This window comes from Rhizobium sp. BK275 (genome assembly GCF_014193555.1).
Lineage (GTDB): Bacteria > Pseudomonadota > Alphaproteobacteria > Rhizobiales > Rhizobiaceae > Rhizobium.
Genome location: NZ_JACHZL010000003.1, coordinates 16,639 through 38,621 on the forward strand (window position 1 = coordinate 16,639; position 21,983 = coordinate 38,621).

Here is a 21,983-nt window from a genome sequence, read left to right on the forward strand (position 1 = left end):
CTTACTTCTTGCCCAGCGTGACCTTGATCATGCGGTCAGGATTGCTGACTTCGCCGTTCTGGCCTTCGCCCTTCTTGATCTTGTCGACGTTTTCCATACCCGAAACAACCTTGCCGACGACCGTATACTGACCGTTCAGGAAGGAGCCGTCGGCAAACATGATGAAGAACTGCGAGTTGGCGGAATTCGGATCCTGGGCGCGTGCCATGCCAACCGTGCCGCGCACGAAGGGCGTCTTGGAGAATTCAGCCGGGAGGTCGGGCAGATCGGAACCGCCGGTGCCGGCCTGGCCCGCATCAAAGTTCTTTTCCATGTTGCCGTATTTCACATCGCCGGTCTGGGCCATGAAGCCGGGGATGACACGGTGGAAGGCAACATTGTCATACTCGCCCTTCTTCACCAGCGCCTCGATCTGCGCAACGTGCTTCGGCGCGACATCAGGCATCAGTTGAATAACGACCGGGCCACTCTTCAACTGGATGGTGACGTAGTGATCGGCAGCCTGCGCAAAAGCGTCGCCTGCGAAAGAGGCGAGATAGAGCACGCCGGCAAATGCAAGATAGAAGAGTTTCATGTGAGCTCCGTTGAGGCGATGCCGCCTAGGCTTTGCGCTTGGATTTCAGGGCTTGCAAGACGGCCGCCGGCACGAAGGCGCTGACGTCGCCGCCCATGGCTGCGATCTGTCGTACCAATGTGGCGGTAATAGGCCGCGAGGCCGTGCCTGCCGGCAGAAAGATGGTCTGGATATCGGGCGCCATCTGCCGGTTCATGCCGGCCATCTGCATTTCGTAATCAAGATCAGTTCCGTCGCGCAGGCCGCGGATCAACAGGCTTGCGCGATGCGCGCGTGCGGCGTCGACGACGAGATTGTCGAAGGAAACGACGTCGATATGCGCGCTCTTTTCCGGCAAGACCTCGGCCAGCGACGCACGGATTAGCGCGGCCTTTTCCTCAAAGGAGAAGAGCGGGGCCTTGCCGGGGTGAATGCCGATCGCAACGATCACTTTCTCGGCGACGTTCAGCGCCTGCACCAGCACATCAACGTGTCCGTTGGTGATCGGGTCGAAGGACCCCGGATAGAAAGCTGTCGTCATCTGGCCCGGCCGTTTGTTTCACGCCTTTTGTCATGGAAGCCCGTTTCTCGCAAGTCATTTAGCCATGCCGCCTGGCGCGGCTGAACGATGAATGAACGGGGCGTTCAAGGCCCGCTCAGATGCGATCTGTTTTACTCAGACCATCAACGCAGACGCTGCCGGTCCAGGTAGCGTTATCCCCGGAAGACCTTGATCATGCTGATCATCCTTATTGCAATAGCCGTTATTTTCTCGCTGCTTGCGGAGCTTTTCTACGGTTATGTCGCTAATCGGCGCCAGCTTTGGGTACGACCGGAAGTCAACGAACATGCGGCCATTATGCGCCAGCTTGGCCGCATGCGTTCTAATCGATTTGAATTCTGAACGGTAGATGAACAGGGCATTCAAGGTCGCTTCAGAACACGGTTGGTAAACACCCCGTCAACATCCGGCGGGAACCATTTTAAGACGGATGCGTTCACTTGATCGACACATATGAGATGCGGAAGCGCGGCAGGAAGGGAATGAACATGCCTGGTAAGATCACCATGATTAACGTGCTTTGGATGGCAATGATTACAGGCATGCTGACTGCTACAGTCGCTCTCTATGACAACCAGAAGATCGATACTTCCAAGGTATACGGCCCCTACGCTTCGGCTCGCTCCGTAAGCGTTATTGGCCAGTACTGAGGGGCTTGAACGCAACTCTCCACAGAAAGGAACGCCACCATGTTCACGATCCTGACAGTCCTCACAGCACTCATCAGCATCATGTTCATCGTGTCCGTGACTTCGACGATTTCCGCGCTGCGCCGTGAGAGCAAGGAAGGGAAGTCGCTGAAAGAGAAGCACAGCGCCTTCTAAAGCCGCTTCCGCAGCGGAAAACAGCAATACAAGCCGGATGTTCTGCATCCGGCTTTTTCATGTCGACGATGCAGGCCGCAGCGTCAGGCAGCCGCTTTTTCGCAGCGGCAGGACAAGAAGCGCACCTCTGCCATAAAGCGCACGCACATAGTCGCTGCGTTCACTCGTGACGACGGCAAAGCCCCTGCCCCATCGCAGGATGGAGATACCTTCGGGCAATGCGTCAGGTTCAATGCTGCCGGCCGGAAAGACCATGGCTGCTGGCGCCGCGCCTGTTGCGGCAAAGACGACGGCAAACAGTGCGAAGACTGCGGCAATGACCGCAATCGCAGTGCCTGTCCTGCGTGCCAAGCGTCTTATCAAAGAGCCACCCGTTCGATGCTTCAGAAATCGAATATATGCTCAAGGCCGGGATCAGCAATCGGCCGGTCTTTAAGCAACGCGGCAAGATCAGCCACCTTGACGGACAAAAGCACACGGTCGCTGTCAAAACCTGATCGCGGAAGCCGCGTGATTACCTCACCGGGCAGATTGCCCTGCTCCGTACCCTGGGGCATGGTCAGCGACACCATGATCTCGTCATTGCCGGCAATCTCGCGGATTGTACCGCCCGCCTCGGCGATCTCGGCGAGGATATGGGTGAAGCGGTCGTAGCGCGGCGTCTCGATCAGCACGCCATCGGTACTTTCCGCAATGACCGATACATCGGGAATTGCCGAAAGCGCGGTGGCAGGCAGACCTGATATGACCGAGCGGATCGTCAGCTTCGCCTCGCCGGTTGCGGCGACAGCGCTCGCGATCACGCCGGCATAAGCGATCTTGGCGCGCCATTCGCCACCGAGCGCCAGACGGCGTTCCCAGCCGCGCAGCGGCTCTTCCACCGGTGCAGCCCAGAGCCTGTCGATCCAGGGCTGGAAGGGGTATTTGTACCATGGAGTCTGGCGCAGGAAGGCAGCGTAATCGATCGCCATATCGCGGGCGACGAGATCCTGCGGCGTCTTTTCGCTGCCGCGCCATAGCGCAAAAACCCGGCCGATCGTTTCCTCATAGGCCGCTTTCAGGCCCATTTCGAGCGTGAAGCTGACGCCGATGGTGGCGATCATCATTCGGGTTTCGCGATCGGCGCCGCCATGGCGATCGGCGATGCGGGTCAGCGCGCAGTCGGCCGCCCAGAAATCCTTCACGCTGGAAAAATAGCCGAAGCGATATTCGTCGCCAGTTTTCAGGGCCTCGGCGAGCCCGTCATAGGCGTAGACGATATGCCACTCCGGATAGGTCAGATAAGTATTAGCCTCGTGCCGACGGAATTCCGGATCCGATATCAGCGGCTTGTAACGATCGGTTTCCGGAACGGCATGGCAGAAGGTCTCGACATAGGCAACCGGGCTGAGCAGCAGCAGGATCGCAACAACGAGCGCCGCGAGGATCCAGCCGATAATCTTCAGGAGGCGCCGCATCACGGGGCCTCGCGACGGAAGATGTAGCTGGACGCAATCCCCATTCCGCCAAGGAAGAGATGCGGCAGATTGGCAAGGATCTTGAACGTAAAGGGAAGATCCTGAATGCCGTAATTGACGATGCCGAGATCGAGATAACCCGACCCGGTGATCAGCCCAAGCAGAGCATCGCTGAAATAGAGCAGGCCGAAATAGAAAAGGAAGTTTCGTGACGCACGAGCCGACAGGAAGGCAGCGATGCCTGCCCAGGCAGCCGAGGCCAGATGCAGGCTGTCGTCGTAGATATCGAGGGCGAAAATGCCAAAGGCGCGCCCCTGCGCATCCGTCAGTCCCGGAATGTAATTCAACGCGGCCGCAAAAAGCAGAGCCACGGTATAAAGCGCAGCAATCAGCCGAAGCCTGGACATGCAAATCCTCCTAAAGGCTTCCGAGATAGCGATCCCAGAAATGATTGCGGAAGGTAAGGCGGGGATCGAGCCGACGCTTGGCCGCCGCAAATTCCTCAGCGCGAGGATAGGCGCGGGTAAACTGATCCAGCCGGGCATGCGGGCGATACGGCAGATAATAGCTGCCGCCGATTGCGAGCACGCGCTCGATCAGCGCTTCCGTCATACGCCGCATGTCGGCCTCGCCCCTCACCGTCTTTTCCTGCGAGAAGAGCATGACCGCGGCAATGCGAGGCTCCGTGGCGTAAGCCAATACGCTGTCGCGGTCGGTATGGACATAACGCAGCGTGATGTTGAGGAGCTGCTGGTAGGAGGCGGGAATAACATCCTGGCAGGCTGCAACGAAATCGGCGAAGCGCGAGGGTGAGACGAAATATTCGTGCAGGATATCCGTTCGGGACGGATCACGGTCATCGAGGGTGATGACGGGTTCGTTCATCAGACTGTTGCGCGTAGCCTGGCCGGCGAGCGACGGATTGACAACGGCCTCGGTCCACCAGCGGAAATGCCTGGCCGTGTCGGAACCGAGCTGCGCCCGGAAGATTTCGCGCGAGACGTGACTGACGAAACCGGAGCCGGAGGCGGGCGGTATCTTCGTCTGGTCCGGCGCAGCCCGGTAGGTGGTCAGCAGCGCATCTTCAAAGAAACGATCGAGCGAAATATCCATGCGGCCATAGGCCATGTTGATCGCGCTGTCGCCTGCGAGCACCTCGGCAAAGCGCCGGCCGAGATCTTCGCCTGCCAGATGCTCGAAGGTCGGCTGCAATAGCACGTTCGGCACCATGTCGAGCTCAAGTTCGGTGATGACGCCGAAAAGCCCGTATCCACCCATGGCGTGATTGAAAAGCTCGGTATTTTCCGTGCGCGAGCAGGTCAAAAGGTTGCCGTCCGCCGTCATCAGCCTGATGGAACGGACGGTGCTGCCGCAGGCGCTGAAAGGAACCGGCCAGCCATGCGCATTGACCGAAAAGGTGCTGGCGACGCCGAAATCGTTGTTGGACTGCATGACGGCGGGCGAAAAGCCGATCGCATCGAGCTTGGAAATGATCGTCGACCAGCGAGTGCCGGCGGCGACACGGTAGGTCCTGGCTGCCGTATCCGCCTCCAGCCAGTCCTGATCGAGCGTCAGCGTCGTGCCATTTTCGGCAAGGCTCTGACCGCCCATCGAATGGCGCGCGGCGCTGGCGATGAAGGGCCTGTTTGCCTTGACGGCTTCAACGAGCGCCGTACGCAACTGGCCGATCATGGCATCCTGCGGCGGCTCCTTGACGGTCAGATGGGCCGCAACCCGGGTCGGCGTCAGCTCTCCGGCATCATTGAGAATGGTCGAGCCGTCTTCAACGGGAAGCTCTGCTGGAAAGGCTGGTCCGGGATCGCTTTGCGGCTGAAGCAGGAAACGTCCCGCCGCGACACCTGCTGCTGCCGAAATGCCGGCCAGCACCCCTCGCCTTGTCCACCTGCCCACAGCATTCCCCCTCGGATGAATCGGCAAGTCCTTCATAGCGCAATAAAAAACCGGGCGGCAGGGGCCGCCCGGTCTGCAACGAGAAAGTGGTGAATTATTCGCCCGATGGGGTTTCGTCAGCTTCGCCCGCTGCAGGCGCCTCGCCTTCGGAAACCGCGGCTTCTTCACCGTTTTCCGCCGTCTCTTCCTCTTCCGGCTCGCTGATGCGCTCGACCGAGACGACCTTCTCATCCTTGGCGGTGGAGAAGATCGTGACGCCCTTGGTCGCACGGCTGGCGATGCGGATACCGCCCACCGGTACGCGGATCAGCTGGCCGCCATCCGAGACGAGCATGATCTGGTCGCCGTCGTCGATCGGGAAGGCGGCGACGAGTTCGCCGATTTCGCCTGTTTTCGACGTGTCCGTGGCGCGGATGCCCTTGCCGCCGCGGCCGGAGATGCGGAAATCGTAGGAGGACGAGCGCTTGCCGAAGCCCTTTTCCGAAACCGTCAGCACGAATTGCTCGCGTGCCTTCAGCTCTTCATAACGCTCATCGGAGAGCTGTCCCTCTTCGGTGACTTCTTCGCCGACCAGAGCGATATCCTCTTCGTCCACGCCCGTCGCACGACGTTCGGCGGCAGAGCGCTTGAGGTAAGCAGCACGCTCCCACGGCTCGGCATCGACATGGCCGACAATCGTCATCGAGATGATGCGGTCGCCATCGCCGAGATTGATGCCGCGCACACCGATCGAGTTGCGGCCGGCAAAAACGCGCACGTCATCGACCGGGAAGCGGATGCACTGGCCGAGCGCCGTCGTCAGCAGAACGTCGTCCCGATCCGTGCAGGTCTCGACGGAGAGGATTTCATCGCCCTCCTCGTCCAACTTCATGGCGATCTTGCCGTTGCGGTTCACCTGGACGAAGTCCGACAGCTTGTTGCGGCGGACCGTGCCGCGAGTCGTCGAGAACATGACGTCGAGGTTATCCCAGCTGTCCTCATCCTCAGGCAACGGCAGGATGGTGGTGATGCGTTCTCCTGACTCCAGCGGCAGCATGTTGATCAGCGCCTTGCCGCGCGAGGTCGGTGTGCCGATCGGCAGACGCCAGACCTTTTCCTTGTAGACGATGCCGCGCGATGAGAAGAACAGAACCGGCGTGTGCGTATTGACAACGAATAGCCGGCTAACGAAATCCTCGTCGCGGGTGGTCATACCCGAACGGCCCTTGCCGCCGCGGCGCTGCGCACGATAGGTCGTCAGCGGCACGCGCTTGATATAGCCGAGATGCGATACGGTGACGACCATGTCTTCGCGGGCGATGAGGTCCTCATCGTCCATTTCGAGACCGCCATCGATGATCTCGGTGCGGCGCGGTGTGCCGAACTCGTCGCGAACGGCAATCAGCTCGTCCTTGACGATCGTCTGGATGCGGACACGCGACGACAGGATATCGAGGTAATCCTTGATTTCCTCGCCTATCTTATTGAGTTCATCGCCAATTTCGTCGCGGCCGAGGGCCGTCAGGCGGGCAAGGCGCAGCTCGAGGATCGCCCGAGCCTGCTCTTCCGAGAGGTTATAAGTAAGGTCCTCGTTGATGCGATGGCGCGGATCGTCGATAAGGCGGATGAGGCTTTCGACATCTTCCGCCGGCCAGCGGCGGGTCATCAGTTCTTCGCGGGCGGACTGCGGGTCCGGCGCCTGACGGATGACGCGGATGACTTCATCGATATTGGCAACCGCAATTGCCAGGCCGACCAAGACGTGCGCACGTTCACGCGCCTTGCGAAGCAAGAATTTCGTTCTCCGGCTAACGACTTCTTCACGGAAAGAGACGAAGGCACGAAGCATGTCGAGCAGCGTCAGCTGTTCCGGCTTGCCGCCGTTCAGCGCCACCATGTTGCAGCCGAAGGAGGTCTGCAGCGGTGTGTAACGATAGAGCTGGTTGAGGATGACGTCTGCGTTTGCGTCACGCTTCAGCTCGACGACAACGCGATAGCCCTGGCGGTCGGATTCATCGCGCAGGTCGGAGATGCCTTCGATACGCTTCTCGCGCACCAGCTCGGCCATCTTCTCGATCATCGTCGCCTTGTTCACCTGATAGGGGATTTCGGTGATGATGATCTGTTCGCGATCGCCGCGCATCGGCTCGATCGCGGCGACGCCGCGCATGACGACGGAACCGCGGCCGGTTTCATAGGCCGAACGGATGCCGGCGCGGCCGAGAATCTTGGCGCCAGTCGGGAAATCCGGACCCGGAATGATCTGCATCAGTTCCGGCAGCTCGATCGCGGGATCGTTAATAAGCGCAATACAGCCGTCGATCACCTCGGAGAGGTTATGCGGCGGAATGTTGGTCGCCATACCGACGGCGATACCTCCCGCACCGTTGACCAGAAGGTTCGGGAACTTGGCTGGCACCACCACGGGCTCGGAGAGCGTGCCGTCATAGTTGTCGCGGAAGTCGACCGTTTCCTTGTCGAGGTCGTCGAGCAGCGAATGCGCGGCCTTCTGCAGGCGGCATTCGGTGTAACGTTCAGCCGCCGGTGGGTCACCGTCGACGGAGCCGAAATTGCCCTGACCGTCGATGAGCGGCAGGCGGAGCGACCAGTCCTGCGCCATGCGGGCGAGCGCGTCGTAAATCGCGGCATTGCCGTGCGGATGGTATTTACCCATCACGTCCCCGGTAACACGGGCGCATTTGACGTATTTCTTGTTCCAGTCGATGCCGAGCTCGGACATGCCGTAGAGGATGCGTCGATGCACGGGCTTCAGGCCATCACGCACGTCGGGAAGTGCGCGGGACACGATCACGCTCATCGCGTAATCGAGATACGACCGCTGCATTTCCTCCATAATGGAGATGGGCTCGATGCCTGGCGGGAGCTTCCCGCCGCCGGGGGGTGTTTGCTCAGTCAAAACGGTTCACGTTCTCTTCTAGAATCACTCGAAGATTTATAGCGGAAAGCCTGTTCCCGCGCCAATTTGGCCAGGGGTTTTGAACAGGCTTTTGCGGTCGAAAGAGGGCAAATCACGGCATTTGCCCATGGGTAGGAAACAATCAGCGATCATGCATTTGCCAAATCGGAAGCCGCACAGCACAATCATCAAAAACAAGCATCTATATGGGGTTTTGAAGAAGCGATGGCAAGCGCCGACCAACTGATCAACGCATTCACGACGCTGCTCGTTACCATCGATCCGCCGGGGCTTGCACCGCTCTTTCTCGGCCTCACTGTCGGTATGAGCCGGCCGGAGCGAAAGCAGGTGGCGCTGCGCGGCACGACGATCGCCTTCATCATCCTTGCCGTTTTCGCGCTGTTCGGTTCCAGCGTGCTCGGTGTGCTCGGCATCTCGATCGGCGCCTTCCGGCTCGCCGGCGGGCTGCTGCTTTTCTGGATCGCCTTCGAGATGGTCTTCGAACGGCGGCAGGACCGCAAGGAAAAGACTACGGAAGTGGCAATTACCAAGGATCATATCGAGAATATCGCCGTCTTCCCGCTGGCGCTGCCGCTGATTGCCGGGCCGGGTGCGATCTCTGCGACGATCCTGCTCGGAGGCACCCTGCCCTCCACGGTCGAGCGCGCGCAACTGATCGGCGTCATCGCCGGCTGCCTGCTGATCACCCTGCTGGTGCTCTTCCTTGCCGACCGGCTCGACCGCTTCCTCGGCGTCACCGGCCGGGCGATCCTGACTCGCCTGCTCGGCGTTATCCTGGCAGCCCTTGCCGCTCAATTCGTCGTGGATGGTGCCAAATCCGCGCTCAATCTGATCAGCGCCACGCCGACATGAAAACGGCGCCAGAAGGCGCCGTCATCACAACATCGGGTTAGCGTCGATCAAAACGGGATATCGTCGTCGAGATCGCGCGAGAAGTTTCCGCCGCCACCGCCGCTGTTGCCGCTGCCACCACGATTACCGCCGCCACTGCTGCGGCCACCGCCGGAGGACGAGCTGGAGCCGTAGTCGTCGCCGCCGAAATCATCCCCGCCTCGACCGCCGCCGAAGCCGGAGCCGGCACCGGCACCTTCACCACGCCCGTCGAGCATCGTCAGCGTCGAATTGAAGCCCTGCAGCACGATTTCCGTCGAATAACGGTCGTTGCCGTTCTGGTCCTGCCACTTGCGGGTCTGCAGTGCGCCTTCGATATAGAGCTTGGCGCCCTTCTTCACATATTGCTCGACGACCTTGCAGAGGCCTTCGTTGAAGACGACGACGGTGTGCCATTCGGTCTTCTCGCGGCGCTCGCCGGAATTGCGGTCGCGCCAGGTTTCCGAGGTCGCGATGCGAAGATTGGCGATCGGCCGGCCATCCTGCGTCCGGCGGATTTCGGGGTCGGCGCCCACGTTCCCGACCAGAATTACCTTGTTCACACTGCCAGCCATATTGTTCACCTTACTGCCGCCCTGACCGGCGGCGTTCAAAAAATCATCGGCGCACCTTAAACCATAGAGGACAAGCGATGCGCATCCAGGCCCTCTTAATCCACAAGGAATTTTGTTCTTTATTTGTTCTAATTATTCGCTATGATCCTGTCAACAGAATCGAAAACCTTTGTTGTTCCGGACATTCAGCCTCGACTCGCCCGCTGGCATCACTAAATAAGGGCTGTCATTCCCCAAACGACTTGAAGCAGAGACGATGAGCGAACTGAAGACGATCTCCATCCGTGGCGCGCGCGAGCATAATCTGAAGGGCATCGACCTTGATTTGCCACGCAACAAGCTGATCGTCATGACCGGCCTTTCCGGCTCCGGCAAGTCCTCGCTCGCCTTCGATACTATATATGCCGAAGGCCAGCGCCGCTACGTCGAAAGCCTTTCGGCCTATGCGCGCCAGTTCCTGGAAATGATGCAGAAGCCCGATGTCGACCAGATCGACGGGCTTTCGCCGGCGATCTCGATCGAGCAGAAGACGACCTCGCGCAACCCGCGCTCGACGGTCGGTACCGTCACCGAAATCTACGACTATATGCGCCTGCTCTTTGCGCGTGTCGGCGTCCCCTATTCGCCTGCGACCGGCCTGCCGATCGAGAGCCAGACCGTGAGCCAGATGGTCGACCGGGTGCTGGCTTTCGAGGAAGGCACGCGTCTTTATATATTGGCGCCGATGATCCGCGGTCGTAAGGGCGAATATAAGAAAGAGCTGGCGGAGCTCATGAAAAAAGGCTTCCAGCGCGTCAAGGTGGATGGGCAGTTCTACGAGATCGCCGACGCGCCAACGCTCGACAAGAAATACAAGCATGATATCGACGTGGTCATCGACCGTATCGTCGTGCGGCCCGATATGGCCTCGCGCCTTGCCGACAGTTTCGAGACGGCGCTGAAGCTCGCCGATGGCCTTGCCGTTGCCGAATTTGCCGACAAGCCGCTGCCGCCGGAGGAAACCTCGGCCGGCGGCTCAGCCAACAAGTCGCTCAACGAAACGCATGAGCGCGTGCTGTTTTCGGAAAAATTTGCCTGCCCCGTCTCCGGCTTCACCATTCCGGAGATCGAACCGCGGCTCTTTTCGTTCAACAATCCCTTCGGCGCCTGCCCGACCTGCGACGGTCTCGGCTCGCAGCAGAAGATCGACCCCGATCTGATCGTACCGGAGCCCGAGCGGACGCTGCGCGACGGCGCGATTGCGCCCTGGGCCAAGTCGACCTCGCCTTATTACAACCAGACGCTCGAAGCGCTCGGCAAACATTTCGGCTTCAAGCTCGGCAGCCGGTGGAATGATCTCCCTGAAAAGGCCAAGGATGTCATCCTAAACGGCACCGAAGAGAAGATCGAATTCCACTATGCCGACGGCGCGCGCTCCTACACGACCTCGAAGAATTTCGAAGGCATCGTGCCCAATCTCGAGCGACGCTGGAAAGAGACGGATTCGGCCTGGGCGCGTGAGGATATCGAGCGCTTCATGTCGGCGGCCCCCTGCCCGGCCTGCAACGGCTTTCGCCTGAAGCCGGAAGCCCTGGCCGTGAAGATCGACAGGCTGCATATCGGCGAAGTCACCCAGATGTCGATCCGCATCGCACGCGACTGGTTCGAAGCGCTGCCGGCGACTTTCAATGCCAAACAGAACGAGATTGCCGTGCGCATTCTCAAGGAAATCCGTGACCGCCTGCGCTTCCTGAACGACGTCGGCCTGGAATATCTGAGCCTGTCGCGCAATTCCGGCACGCTGTCCGGCGGCGAAAGCCAACGTATTCGCCTTGCCTCACAGATCGGCTCCGGCCTGACCGGCGTTCTCTACGTGCTCGACGAACCGTCGATCGGCCTGCATCAGCGCGACAATGCCCGTCTTCTCGATACGCTGAAGCATCTGCGTGACATCGGCAATACAGTCATCGTGGTCGAACATGACGAGGATGCGATCCTGACGGCCGACGACGTGGTCGATATCGGCCCTGCGGCCGGCGTCCATGGCGGCCAGGTGGTGGCGCATGGCACGCCGCAGGAAATCATGGCCAATCCGAAGTCGCTGACCGGCAAATATCTCTCCGGCGAACTCGGCGTGGCTCTGCCGGATGAACGCCGCAAGCCGAAGAAGGGCAAGGAGATCAAGGTCGTTGGTGCCCGCGGCAACAATCTGAAGAATGTCACAGCGGCCATCCCGCTCGGCGTCTTCACGGCGGTAACGGGTGTCTCCGGTGGCGGCAAGTCCACCTTCCTGATAGAAACGCTTTACAAGTCGGCGGCACGCCGCGTCATGGGCGCGCGCGAGATCCCCGCCGATCACGATCGTATCGACGGGTTCGAGCATATCGACAAGGTCATCGACATCGACCAGTCGCCGATCGGCCGCACGCCGCGGTCCAACCCGGCCACCTATACTGGCGCCTTCACGCCGATCCGTGACTGGTTTGCCGGCCTGCCGGAAGCCAAAGCGCGCGGCTACCAGCCGGGCCGCTTCTCCTTCAACGTCAAGGGCGGCCGCTGCGAGGCGTGCCAGGGTGATGGCGTCATCAAGATCGAGATGCACTTCCTGCCCGACGTCTATGTCACCTGCGACGTCTGCCACGGCAAGCGCTACAACCGCGAAACGCTCGATGTTACCTTCAAGGGCAAGTCGATTTCCGACGTGCTGGATATGACGGTGGAAGAAGGCGTCGAATTCTTCACTGCGGTCCCGGCCGTGCGTGACAAGCTGCAGTCGCTCTTCGATGTCGGCCTCGGTTACATCAAGGTCGGCCAGCAGGCCAATACGCTTTCGGGCGGGGAGGCCCAACGCGTCAAGCTCGCCAAGGAATTGTCGAAGCGGTCGACGGGCCGCACACTCTATATTCTCGACGAGCCGACTACCGGCCTGCATTTCCATGACGTCGCCAAACTTCTGGAAATGCTGCATGAGCTGGTGAACCAGGGCAATTCGGTCGTTGTCATCGAGCATAATCTCGAAGTCATCAAGACTGCCGACTGGATCCTCGACTTCGGACCCGAGGGCGGCGATGGCGGCGGCGAGATCGTGGCCGTTGGCACGCCGGAGGCGATCGTGAAGGAGCAGCGCTCCTATACAGGCCAGTTCCTCAGGGAGTTGCTGGAGCGGCGGCCGGTCAAGAAGACGGTTGCGGCGGCGGAATGACGATGCGGCTTGCCGCGATTGCGGAGTTGCCTGCCGTCGTGGCGCTGACGACCGCCGCCTATCAGCCTTATACCGATCTTTTCGGCTATCCGCCGATCCCGGTGACGGAAGACTATGAGCCACGGATCGAACGAGGCGAAGTCTGGCTGCGGGAGGCGGATGGCGCGGTGGCGGGGCTTTCAGTGGTCGAGCGCCATACCGATCACCTGATGCTTTTCAGCATCGCGGTATCGCCAGACTTTCAGGGTGCGGGACATGGCATGGCCATGCTTCGCTGGCTGGAGGAGAGGGCGCGGGAGTGGGCCGTGCCGGAGATCCGGCTTTACACCAATGCGCGGATGGAGCGGAACATCACCCTCTATTCCGCCTTCGGTTTTCGGGAAACGGGTCGCCGGCCCAATCCCTATCGGCCAGGATGGACTATCGTCGATATGGCGAAAAAGATCGGCGCGATCTGAGGGATCGCAAGTGAGGAGGAGCAGATGAGCAAATCGGGCACGATCCGCGTGGGTATCGGCGGCTGGACGTTCGAACCTTGGCGTGGTCATTTCTTTCCCGCCGATCTCAAACAGAAGGATGAGCTGCATTATGCCAGCCGCCAGCTGAAAGTCATCGAGGTCAACGGCACCTATTACAGCACGCAGAAGCCGGCGGTTTTCGCAAAGTGGGCTGCGGATGTGCCTGAAGGTTTCATCTTTTCGCTGAAGGCGACACGCTTCACCACCAATCGACGAGTGCTTGCCGAGGCTGGTGAATCGATGGAGAAATTTCTCTCGTCCGGCATCAGCGAACTTGGCGATCATCTCGGCCCCCTGCTCTGGCAGTTCGCGCCGACGAAGAAATTCGATCCCGATGATTTCGAGGCCTTCCTGAAACTGCTGCCGGAAAAGCAGGACGGGCTGAAGTTGCGCCATGTCGTGGAAGTCCGGCACGATTCCTTCAAGGTGCCGGAATTCGTCGCGTTGCTCGAGAAATACCGCGTGGCGCCTGTCTGCGCCGAGCATTTCGACTATCCGATGATTGCCGATGTGACGGCGGACTTCGTCTATACGCGGCTGCAGAAAGGATCGGACGATATTCCGACCTGCTATCCGGAACCGGAGCTGAAGGACTGGACCAAGCGGCTCCAGACCTGGGCCGAGGGCAATGTGCCTGACGACCTGCCGCTGATCGACCAGAACAGGAAGGTCAAGAAAGAGCCGCGCGACGTCTTCGCCTTCATGATCCACGAAGGCAAGGTCAATGCACCGCATGGGGCGATCGCCCTGCAGAAGCGGATCGATCAATAATCGCTCAGAAGGGCAGTACGTGCGCGGCGAGGTCTTCGGCCGTCAGGCCCTTGCCGGCACGATGTCCCGCCTCTCCGTGCAACCAGACACCTGCAGCCGCCGCCTCGAAGGCCGGCAGGCCCTGGGCGAGCAAGCCGCCGATGATGCCAGCCAGCACATCGCCGGAACCGGCGGTGGCAAGCCATACCGGGGCATTGGCGTTGATCAGCGCCCGGCCGTCCGGTGAGGCGATGACCGTATCGGCACCCTTATAGATGACAGCGGCGTTGGCGCGACTAGCAGCGGCGAGAGCCTTGTCCACCTTGCCTGCCTTCTTGTCGGCAGCAATATCGGGAAAGAGGCGGGCGAATTCACCGTCATGCGGCGTCAGGACGAGCCGAGGCTCTCCCTTGAACAACTCGAAAAGCGCCTGCGGATCGTCCTTGAAGGAGCTGATGCCGTCCGCGTCGAGAACGAGATGGCGCTCGCGCAGCAGCGACACGAAATCGCGGGCCTTCTTTCCAATGCCGAAACCGGGGCCGAGAACGAAGCTCTGAAGGCGTGCGTCCTTCAGCCAGTCCTCCAATGCGGCGGCATCGTCGATGGCGTGCAGCATGACGGCTGTCAGATGGGCGCTGTTGGCGGCGAGAGCGTCCACCGGCGCGGCGATGGTGACCAGCCCTGCCCCAGACTTGAGGCCTGCCGTCGCCGACATGCGGGCTGCCCCCGTCTTGCTTGCCTCTCCCGAAAACACGACCAGATGGCCGCGCTTATATTTGTGGGTTTCCACCTGTTCGGCCGGCAAGGCAGCGCGCCAGGCGGCGGGTGTGTTCTCGGCCACGAAGCCACTCGTCTGCGCCCTGACGATGCGGCCGGGAATGCCGATATCGAAGACTTCCAGCTCGCCGCAAAGCTCCCTGCCCGGCATCAGCAGATGGCCAGGTTTACGGGTCATGAAGGTCACCGTATGTGCTGCACGGAAGGCAGCTCCGAGCACGGCGCCAGTGCGGCCGTCGAGGCCAGAGGGCAGATCGATGGCGATGACGGGAATATTGACCTTTTCGACCTTTCGGATCAGATCGGCCACGTCGGGCGGGACATCACGCGCAAGGCCAGCGCCAAAGAGACCGTCGATGATGATATCATCCTGCTGCGGGAGATAATGGCCGATATCCCGTCCTTTCAGCGTGCAAGCTGCCCTCGCGCGAGCCGCGTCTCCCTTCAGCTTGTCCGGATCGCCAAGATGGAAGACCTCCACCGGCGTACCGCTCTCCTGCAGAAGCCTGGCGACGACATAGCCGTCGCCGCCATTGTTGCCAGGACCACAGAATATGGCAAAGCGCAGGGCATCCGGATAAAGGCGCAACGCCGCGGCAGCAACAGCAGCACCTGCTCTCTCCATCAGGCCGTAGGAATCGATACCAGATGCGGCTGCGGCCTTATCGGCCGCAGCCATTTCAGCGGGCGTCAGGAGAAGATCGGAAAGGCGTTCGCTCATGATCTCATTCAATTCAAAAAGCGCCTAAAAAACAACCGTCTGATCGCGAAAACAAAAGCACATACTTTTTGCATTTGCATATTTTTTAATCGAATCGGAGCGCGCCTCATGAAGCCGACTACGAGACGATTTTTTCGCATTTCACGTCATTTTCGTTAAAAACGCGGCCTTGTTCGCCTCCTTTTTCATCAAAACGACACGGAAACGCGGGCAAACAGGGCCGCGCGTATAAAATTCCGCGATTTTTTGCGTGAGACGGATTTCAAACTGGCACGATATCTGCATCATATCCCGCGAGCGGGAAAGTTCCTGCTTTAACGGAGAAGCGGAGAGACATTTTCTCATGAAAAAGATCGAAGCGATCATTAAGCCTTTCAAGCTGGACGAAGTGAAGGAAGCCCTTCAGGAAGTCGGCCTGCAGGGTATCACCGTCACGGAAGCGAAGGGCTTCGGTCGCCAGAAGGGTCATACCGAACTCTACCGCGGCGCCGAATATGTCGTCGATTTCCTGCCGAAGGTGAAGGTTGAGGTCGTGCTCGCAGATGAAAACGCGGAAGCCGTCATCGACGCGATCCGCAAGGCCGCGCAGACGGGGCGCATCGGCGACGGAAAGATTTTCGTTTCCAACGTCGAAGAGGTCATCCGCATCCGCACCGGTGAAACCGGTATCGATGCCATCTGACCAGCTTTGCCTTTCGGCAAAGCCCACCCATCCTCATCGCACATAATGTAACGTCATCACAAAACAGAGGAAACATTTCATGGCGAGTGCAAGCGAAATCCTGAAGCAGATCAAGGACAACGACGTCAAGTTCGTCGACCTGCGCTTCACCGACCCCAAGGGCAAGCTGCAGCACGTAACGATGGACGTCGTCTGCGTCGATGAAGACATGTTCGCCGACGGCGTCATGTTCGACGGTTCCTCGATCGGCGGCTGGAAGGCCATCAACGAGTCCGACATGGTGCTGATGCCCGACCCGGAAACGGTGCATATGGACCCGTTCTTCGCCCAGTCGACCATGGTCATCGTCTGCGACATCCTCGACCCGGTTTCCGGCGAGGCCTATAACCGCGACCCGCGCGGCACCGCCAAGAAGGCCGAAGCCTATCTGAAGGCATCGGGCATCGGCGACACGGTTTTTGTCGGCCCTGAAGCCGAATTCTTCGTCTTCGACGACGTCAAGTACAAGGCTGACCCCTACAATACCGGCTTCAAGCTCGACTCGACCGAACTGCCGTCGAACGACGACACCGACTATGAGACCGGCAACCTCGGCCACCGTCCGCGCGTCAAGGGCGGCTACTTCCCGGTTCCGCCTGTCGACAGTGCCCAGGACATGCGTTCGGAAATGCTGACGGTTCTCTCCGAAATGGGCGTCGTCGTCGAAAAGCACCACCACGAAGTGGCTGCCGCCCAGCACGAGCTCGGCATCAAGTTCGACACGCTCGTTCGCAACGCCGACAAGATGCAGATCTACAAATATGTCGTCCATCAGGTCGCCAATGCCTACGGCAAGACGGCAACCTTCATGCCGAAGCCGATCTTCGGCGACAACGGCTCTGGCATGCACGTACACCAGTCGATCTGGAAGGGCGGCAAGCCCACCTTCGCAGGCGACGAATATGCAGGCCTCTCCGAAACCTGCCTCTACTACATCGGCGGCATCATCAAGCATGCCAAGGCGATCAACGCCTTCACCAACCCGTCGACGAACTCCTACAAGCGTCTCGTCCCGGGTTATGAAGCCCCGGTTCTGCTGGCCTATTCCGCCCGCAACCGCTCGGCCTCCTGCCGCATCCCGTTCGGCTCCAACCCGAAAGCCAAGCGCGTCGAAGTCCGCTTCCCGGATCCGACCGCCAACCCCTACCTCGCCTTTGCCGCCATGCTGATGGCCGGCCTCGACGGCATCAAGAACAAGATCCATCCCGGCAAGGCCATGGACAAGGACCTCTACGACCTGCCGCCGAAGGAACTGAAGAAGATCCCGACCGTCTGCGGTAGCTTGCGCGAAGCGCTCGAAAGCCTTGACAAGGACCGCAAGTTCCTGACGGCCGGTGGTGTCTTCGACGACGATCAGATCGATGCCTTCATCGAACTGAAGATGGCCGAGGTGATGCGCTTCGAAATGACGCCGCATCCGGTCGAATACGACATGTACTACTCGGCATAAGACAGGAAAATGGAAGCCCCGGTTCGCCGGGGCTTTTCGATCCGGAGGTCGTAAGAGCCGATGGGCAGATATGACAGTCATGTGACGAAACCCCGCAAAAATCTTGATTTACGCGGGACCGATCACCAAATCAGGTGAGAAAGGAAGTCGTACCATGAAAGAAAGAGTTGCAAAGTTCAGTATAGGCGAAGTGGTCCGGCACAAGGTTTTTCCGTTTCGCGGCGTGATCTTCGACGTAGATCCGGAGTTCGCGAATACGGAAGAATGGTGGAATTCCATCCCCGCGGAAGTCCGCCCCAGCAAGGACCAGCCGTTCTACCACCTGCTTGCCGAAAACGATGACAGCGAATATGTCGCCTATGTTTCCGAGCAGAACCTGGTGAGCGACGAAAGCGACGCACCGCTTCGCAATCCGCAGGTCGAACAGATTTTCGACCGCGGCCCGACGGGCCAGTTCAAACCCAAGATGAGCTTCGCCCATTAAGTCGGAACATATAACCCCCATGACAAGGCCCCGCATGTCGGGGCCTTTCTTTTTGGCAATGAAAAACCCGGCTCGAAGCCGGGTTTTTCATGAATTCCTGAAGGCGCTTATTACTGGGCCTTTGCTGCCTTCTGGGCGTCTTCCAGCTTCTTGCGGGCTTCTTCGGCCTTCTTCTGCATGCTGTCCTGCAGGCTGCGCTGGCTTTCGGCGAGCTTCGATTCGGAAACCGGTTCGCCGTCATATGCGCCGGTGAAGCCTTCGAGCGAAACCTTGATCGGGTTCGGCGCGCGGCGGAAGTTGATCGAGGTGAAGACCACGTCGCTGCCCTTCTTGAGGCTGGCGATCATGGCATCCGTCAGCGGGATTTCAGCCGTGCACTTGTCCGGCAGGCAGACGGCGTAGTCGAGCTTCTGGCCCTTGCCGCCATCGATCTGCATGGCGATGCCCGGAGGGATCAGGCGTGCAGCCGGAACCGAAACCTGAAGGATCTTGCGGTTGATCTTGCCGGAAACCGAGATCAGGCCGACGGCCGTAACGAGCTGGCCGCCGTTGGCGAGAACGAGGTTCTGAACAACGCAGATGTCGTTGTCTTCCTGCTTGCTGCAGGTCTTGTACCAGCCGAGACGCGGCGCGCCGGCGGCCTGTGCGGGAGCGTCGGCTGACGCCGCCGGAGCCGGAGCCGCCGCATCCTGTGCAAAGGACGAGACCGGAGCCGAAGCGCCGAAGACCACTGCCATAACGGACAGTGCTGCCCGCATTTTCTTTTCAGACTTGAACATCATAACGAATTCCGTCTCCTGATATCCGTTGCGGGGCTACGTTCGGCCGCCCCAACCACCGGGTCGTTCGGCACTCCACCTCTTAAAACATTAAGGCAAATGCATGACCCCGAAAACTTCGGGTCACGTGTTACATCGCACCGTAGAAGATATCCAGCATTTCTTTGGCAATTTCGCGGGCATTTTGGCACATAGGTAAAGAAAGCGGCGGCCGCGGTTGGAATTGAGCGCTCTCATGCTACCCTTCCGGCGAATCGTGCCCGTCGCCACGCATCAAGGAATTTCAGAATGCTTCGGATCGCTCTTCTCACCGCTTTCACGCTTGTTGCCGGTGCCGCAGCCGCAGAACCCGTGCACGGTATCGCCATGCATGGCGCACCGGCGCTGCCCGCCGATTACAAGAACTTCCCTTACGTCAATCCCGACGTCAAAAAGGGCGGGAAAATCACCTATGGCGTGGTCGGCACCTTCGACAGTCTCAATCCTTTCATCCTGAAAAGCATGCGGACGACGGCACGCGGCATGTGGGATCCGCAATTCGGCAATCTGATCTACGAATCCATGCTGCAGCGGTCGAGCGACGAACCCTTCACGCTCTATGGGCTGCTGGCGGAAACGGTGGAATGGGATGAAGACCGCAGCTTCATCCAGTTCAATCTCAATCCGAAGGCCAAGTGGTCCGACGGACAATCCGTTACGCCCGAAGACGTGATCTTTTCCTTCGAGCTGCTGCGCGACAAGGGCCGTGTGCCATTTTCCAGCCGCCTCAATCTCGTATCCAAAATGGAGAAGGTCGGCGATCACAGCGTGCGCTTCACCTTCAATGAGAAGGCCGATCGTGAGACGCCGATGATTTTTGGCCTGTTTCCGATCCTGCCGAAACATGCGATCGATCCTGATAGCTTCGATCGCAGCTCGCTCACGCCACCCATCGGCTCCGGTCCTTATAAGATCAAGAGCCTGAAGCCAGGCGAAAGCATCACCTACGAGCGCGACCCGAACTACTGGGGTAAGGACATTCCGGCCAAGGTCGGCATGGACAATTACGACCAGCTCACCGTGCAGTATTTCCTGCAGGACACGACGCTGTTCGAGGCCTTCAAGAAGGGCGACATCGATATCTATCTGGAGGGCAATCCGGGGCACTGGGTCAATGCCTATGATTTCCCGGCGGCAACGTCGGGTGCGGTCGTGAAGGACGTGTTCAAACCGAAACTGCCGAGCGGCATGCTGGGCTTCGTCTTCAATACGCGGCGGCCGATCTTTAGCGATATCAAGGTACGCGAGGGCCTGTCACTGGTCTTCGACTTCGAGTGGGCCAACAAGAACCTCTATTCCGGCGCCTACAAGCGCACGCAGAGCTTCTGGCAGAATTCCGATCTCTCGAGTTTCGGGGTACCGGCGGACGCGCGCGAGCTGGCGCTGCTCGGGCCGATCAAAGACCAGATCGACCCTGCGATTCTCGACGGCAGCTACAAGCTGCCGGTGACCGATGGCTCGGGACGCGACCGCAAGGTCCTGAAGCAGGCCGTCGACCTACTGAAACAAGGGGGCTACACGATCCAGGGCGGCAAGATGGCCGATCAGAGCGGCAAGCAGCTCGCCTTCGAGATCATGACCCAGAATGCTGACCAGGAGAAGCTGGCCGTCGCCTACCAGCGATCGCTGCAGACGATCGGCGTCGCCGCGTCGATCCGCACCGTCGACGATTCGCAGTATCAGAGCCGCACGAACAGTTTCGACTATGACATGATCATGAAGGCCTACACCTCATCGCTGTCACCGGGCAACGAGCAACTCGGCCGCTGGTCGTCCGCCGCCCGCACGCGCGAAGGGACGGACAGTTTCGCCGGGGCCAACGATCCCAATCTCGATACCCTGATCGATCATCTGCTGCGCTCGCGCTCGACAGAGGATTTTACGGCTTCCGTGCGCTCCTACGACCGGCTGCTGCTGTCCAACCATTATGTGCTGCCGCTCTACCATATCGACCAGCAATGGGTGGCGCGCAACAAGCGCATCGGGCACCCCGATGCGGTGCCGCTCTATGGCTATCAGCTGCAAACCTGGTGGGATACGAGCGCGCAATAATCACATCAGCAGGCGTCGTTCTATTTCCTTTCTCTTGCCTCGACCTTCCTCTAAAGATCGTCGAAAACAATTTTTATGCAATTGAGCCAACCGTCACTGAGGGATGGCAGAATAAGGAATCACAATGGAACGCATCACCATCGACGTTGTCTCTGATGTCGTCTGCCCCTGGTGCTATCTCGGCAAGGCGCGGCTGGAGCTGGCGATCGCCGAAGTGCAGGATGAAATCGGCGTCGATATCAACTGGCGCCCCTATCGCCTCAATCCGGACTATCCGCCCGAGGGCGTCGACCAGAAGAAGATGCTGGAACAGAAGCTCGGCGGCGCCGAACGCGTGGCTGAGGCGCACAAGATGCTGACCAATTACGGCCGCGAGGTCGGCATCAACTTCAATTTTGAAGCCATCAAGATCGGCCCGAACACGCTCGATGCGCATCGGCTGATCCATTGGGCTGTTGTCGAGGACCGGCAGATGCAGGAGGCCGTCGTCTCGGCGCTGTTCAAGGCCAATTTCGAGGAAGGCCGCAATGTCGGCGATCACGAAGTACTGCTCGATATCGCCGAGAAGGCAGGCCTGCAGCGCTCCGTCATTGCCGCCCTGCTCGCTTCGGACGCCGACCGCAGCGTCATTCTCTCGGAAATCGACGCAGCGCAGCGCATGGGCGTCAACGGCGTGCCCTTCTTCATCTTCGACCAGCAGTATGCCGTCAGCGGCGCGCAGACGCCGGATGTGCTGGCAGGAGCGCTGCGCGAGATCGCCAAGGCGAAGGCCGAAGCACGCGCCGGCATGAACTGACGCCTGTCAGCATCGACAAACTGAAAATGCCGTTGGGGCAATCCGA

21 protein-coding genes are annotated in these 21,983 nt (G+C 59.7%); 11 read left to right on the forward strand and 10 right to left on the reverse strand.

What is annotated here, in order from left to right; translation table 11 throughout:
* Position 1: 1 nt before the first annotated feature.
* Together FHT82_RS09930 and coaD are read right to left on the reverse strand one after the other, a co-directional pair.
* Positions 2-574 carry a peptidylprolyl isomerase gene (locus FHT82_RS09930; RefSeq protein ID WP_183729283.1) on the reverse strand — a complete coding sequence of 191 codons (573 nt, stop codon included), beginning with the start codon at positions 572-574 and terminating at the stop codon, positions 2-4.
* Positions 575-599: 25 nt separating this feature from the next.
* Positions 600-1,094, reverse strand: coding sequence for a pantetheine-phosphate adenylyltransferase (coaD, locus tag FHT82_RS09935; RefSeq protein WP_183729286.1), 495 nt, complete (start codon positions 1,092-1,094; stop codon positions 600-602).
* A 195-nt stretch (positions 1,095-1,289) separates the two neighbouring features.
* On the opposite strand from coaD, the gene FHT82_RS30670 reads away from it, so the two are divergent.
* Together FHT82_RS30670 and FHT82_RS30540 are read left to right on the forward strand one after the other, a co-directional pair.
* On the forward strand, positions 1,290-1,457 hold the full coding sequence (locus FHT82_RS30670) for a hypothetical protein (RefSeq protein WP_348647591.1): 168 nt from the start codon (positions 1,290-1,292) through the stop codon (positions 1,455-1,457).
* Between the two features lie 347 nt (positions 1,458-1,804).
* The gene (locus FHT82_RS30540) at positions 1,805-1,939 is read left to right on the forward strand and encodes a hypothetical protein (RefSeq protein ID WP_281411227.1); all 135 of its coding nucleotides are present in this window, start codon (positions 1,805-1,807) and stop codon (positions 1,937-1,939) included.
* A gap of 57 nt (positions 1,940-1,996) precedes the next feature.
* Here FHT82_RS30540 and FHT82_RS09945 read toward each other — a convergent pair whose 3' ends face one another.
* The 5 genes from FHT82_RS09945 to gyrA all read right to left on the reverse strand — a co-directional run bounded on the left by FHT82_RS09945 (position 1,997) and on the right by gyrA (position 8,203).
* Positions 1,997-2,290, reverse strand: a complete 294-nt coding sequence (locus FHT82_RS09945) for a hypothetical protein (protein WP_246698107.1) — start codon at positions 2,288-2,290, stop codon at positions 1,997-1,999.
* Between the two features lie 32 nt (positions 2,291-2,322).
* The gene (locus FHT82_RS09950) at positions 2,323-3,396 is read right to left on the reverse strand and encodes a hypothetical protein (RefSeq protein WP_183730983.1); all 1,074 of its coding nucleotides are present in this window, start codon (positions 3,394-3,396) and stop codon (positions 2,323-2,325) included.
* Positions 3,396-3,803: a hypothetical protein gene (locus FHT82_RS09955; protein ID WP_183729292.1), complete on the reverse strand. Its 408-nt coding sequence runs from the start codon at positions 3,801-3,803 to the stop codon at positions 3,396-3,398. Before FHT82_RS09955 ends, FHT82_RS09950 begins: the two co-directional genes overlap by 1 nt.
* A gap of 10 nt (positions 3,804-3,813) precedes the next feature.
* Positions 3,814-5,307 (reverse strand): FAD-binding oxidoreductase, encoded by a 1,494-nt coding sequence (locus tag FHT82_RS09960; RefSeq protein ID WP_183729294.1) that lies wholly within the window; start codon positions 5,305-5,307, stop codon positions 3,814-3,816.
* A gap of 94 nt (positions 5,308-5,401) precedes the next feature.
* Positions 5,402-8,203, reverse strand: coding sequence for a DNA gyrase subunit A (gyrA, locus tag FHT82_RS09965; RefSeq protein ID WP_183729297.1), 2,802 nt, complete (start codon positions 8,201-8,203; stop codon positions 5,402-5,404).
* A 225-nt stretch (positions 8,204-8,428) separates the two neighbouring features.
* Here gyrA and FHT82_RS09970 point away from each other — a divergent pair, with 225 nt between their 5' ends.
* Positions 8,429-9,076, forward strand: a complete 648-nt coding sequence (locus FHT82_RS09970; protein ID WP_183729299.1) for a MarC family protein — start codon at positions 8,429-8,431, stop codon at positions 9,074-9,076.
* A gap of 47 nt (positions 9,077-9,123) precedes the next feature.
* On the opposite strand, the gene FHT82_RS09975 is transcribed toward FHT82_RS09970, so the two are convergent.
* Positions 9,124-9,669, reverse strand: coding sequence for a single-stranded DNA-binding protein (locus FHT82_RS09975; protein WP_183729301.1), 546 nt, complete (start codon positions 9,667-9,669; stop codon positions 9,124-9,126).
* Positions 9,670-9,925: 256 nt separating this feature from the next.
* On the opposite strand from FHT82_RS09975, the gene uvrA reads away from it, so the two are divergent.
* The 3 genes from uvrA to FHT82_RS09990 are packed head-to-tail and all read left to right on the forward strand — an operon-like array spanning position 9,926 to position 14,139.
* Entirely contained in the window at positions 9,926-12,850 is a 2,925-nt protein-coding gene (uvrA, locus tag FHT82_RS09980) for an excinuclease ABC subunit UvrA (protein ID WP_183729304.1), read from the forward strand.
* Entirely contained in the window at positions 12,847-13,308 is a 462-nt protein-coding gene (locus FHT82_RS09985; RefSeq protein ID WP_183729308.1) for an N-acetyltransferase, read from the forward strand. The genes uvrA and FHT82_RS09985 overlap by 4 nt, the downstream gene beginning before the upstream one ends.
* Before the next feature lie 24 nt (positions 13,309-13,332).
* Positions 13,333-14,139 carry a DUF72 domain-containing protein gene (locus tag FHT82_RS09990; RefSeq protein WP_183729311.1) on the forward strand — a complete coding sequence of 269 codons (807 nt, stop codon included), beginning with the start codon at positions 13,333-13,335 and terminating at the stop codon, positions 14,137-14,139.
* A gap of 4 nt (positions 14,140-14,143) precedes the next feature.
* On the opposite strand, the gene FHT82_RS09995 is transcribed toward FHT82_RS09990, so the two are convergent.
* A complete protein-coding gene (locus FHT82_RS09995) occupies positions 14,144-15,616 on the reverse strand; it encodes an NAD(P)H-hydrate dehydratase (protein ID WP_183729315.1) in 1,473 nt (490 codons plus the stop codon).
* Between the two features lie 343 nt (positions 15,617-15,959).
* On the opposite strand from FHT82_RS09995, the gene FHT82_RS10000 reads away from it, so the two are divergent.
* From FHT82_RS10000 to hspQ, 3 genes are all read left to right on the forward strand, one after another.
* Positions 15,960-16,298: a P-II family nitrogen regulator gene (locus FHT82_RS10000; RefSeq protein ID WP_003539626.1), complete on the forward strand. Its 339-nt coding sequence runs from the start codon at positions 15,960-15,962 to the stop codon at positions 16,296-16,298.
* Positions 16,299-16,377: 79 nt separating this feature from the next.
* Entirely contained in the window at positions 16,378-17,787 is a 1,410-nt protein-coding gene (glnA, locus tag FHT82_RS10005) for a type I glutamate--ammonia ligase (protein ID WP_183729318.1), read from the forward strand.
* A gap of 154 nt (positions 17,788-17,941) precedes the next feature.
* On the forward strand, positions 17,942-18,271 hold the full coding sequence (hspQ, locus tag FHT82_RS10010; RefSeq protein WP_183729321.1) for a heat shock protein HspQ: 330 nt from the start codon (positions 17,942-17,944) through the stop codon (positions 18,269-18,271).
* Between the two features lie 110 nt (positions 18,272-18,381).
* Here the strand turns inward: hspQ and FHT82_RS10015 are convergent, their stop codons facing one another.
* Positions 18,382-19,053: an invasion associated locus B family protein gene (locus tag FHT82_RS10015; RefSeq protein ID WP_183729324.1), complete on the reverse strand. Its 672-nt coding sequence runs from the start codon at positions 19,051-19,053 to the stop codon at positions 18,382-18,384.
* Between the two features lie 285 nt (positions 19,054-19,338).
* On the opposite strand from FHT82_RS10015, the gene FHT82_RS10020 reads away from it, so the two are divergent.
* Positions 19,339-21,141, forward strand: a complete 1,803-nt coding sequence (locus FHT82_RS10020; protein WP_183729327.1) for an extracellular solute-binding protein — start codon at positions 19,339-19,341, stop codon at positions 21,139-21,141.
* 124 nt (positions 21,142-21,265) lie between these two features.
* Positions 21,266-21,937 carry a DsbA family oxidoreductase gene (locus FHT82_RS10025; RefSeq protein WP_183729330.1) on the forward strand — a complete coding sequence of 224 codons (672 nt, stop codon included), beginning with the start codon at positions 21,266-21,268 and terminating at the stop codon, positions 21,935-21,937.
* The last annotated feature ends 46 nt before the right edge of the window (positions 21,938-21,983 follow it).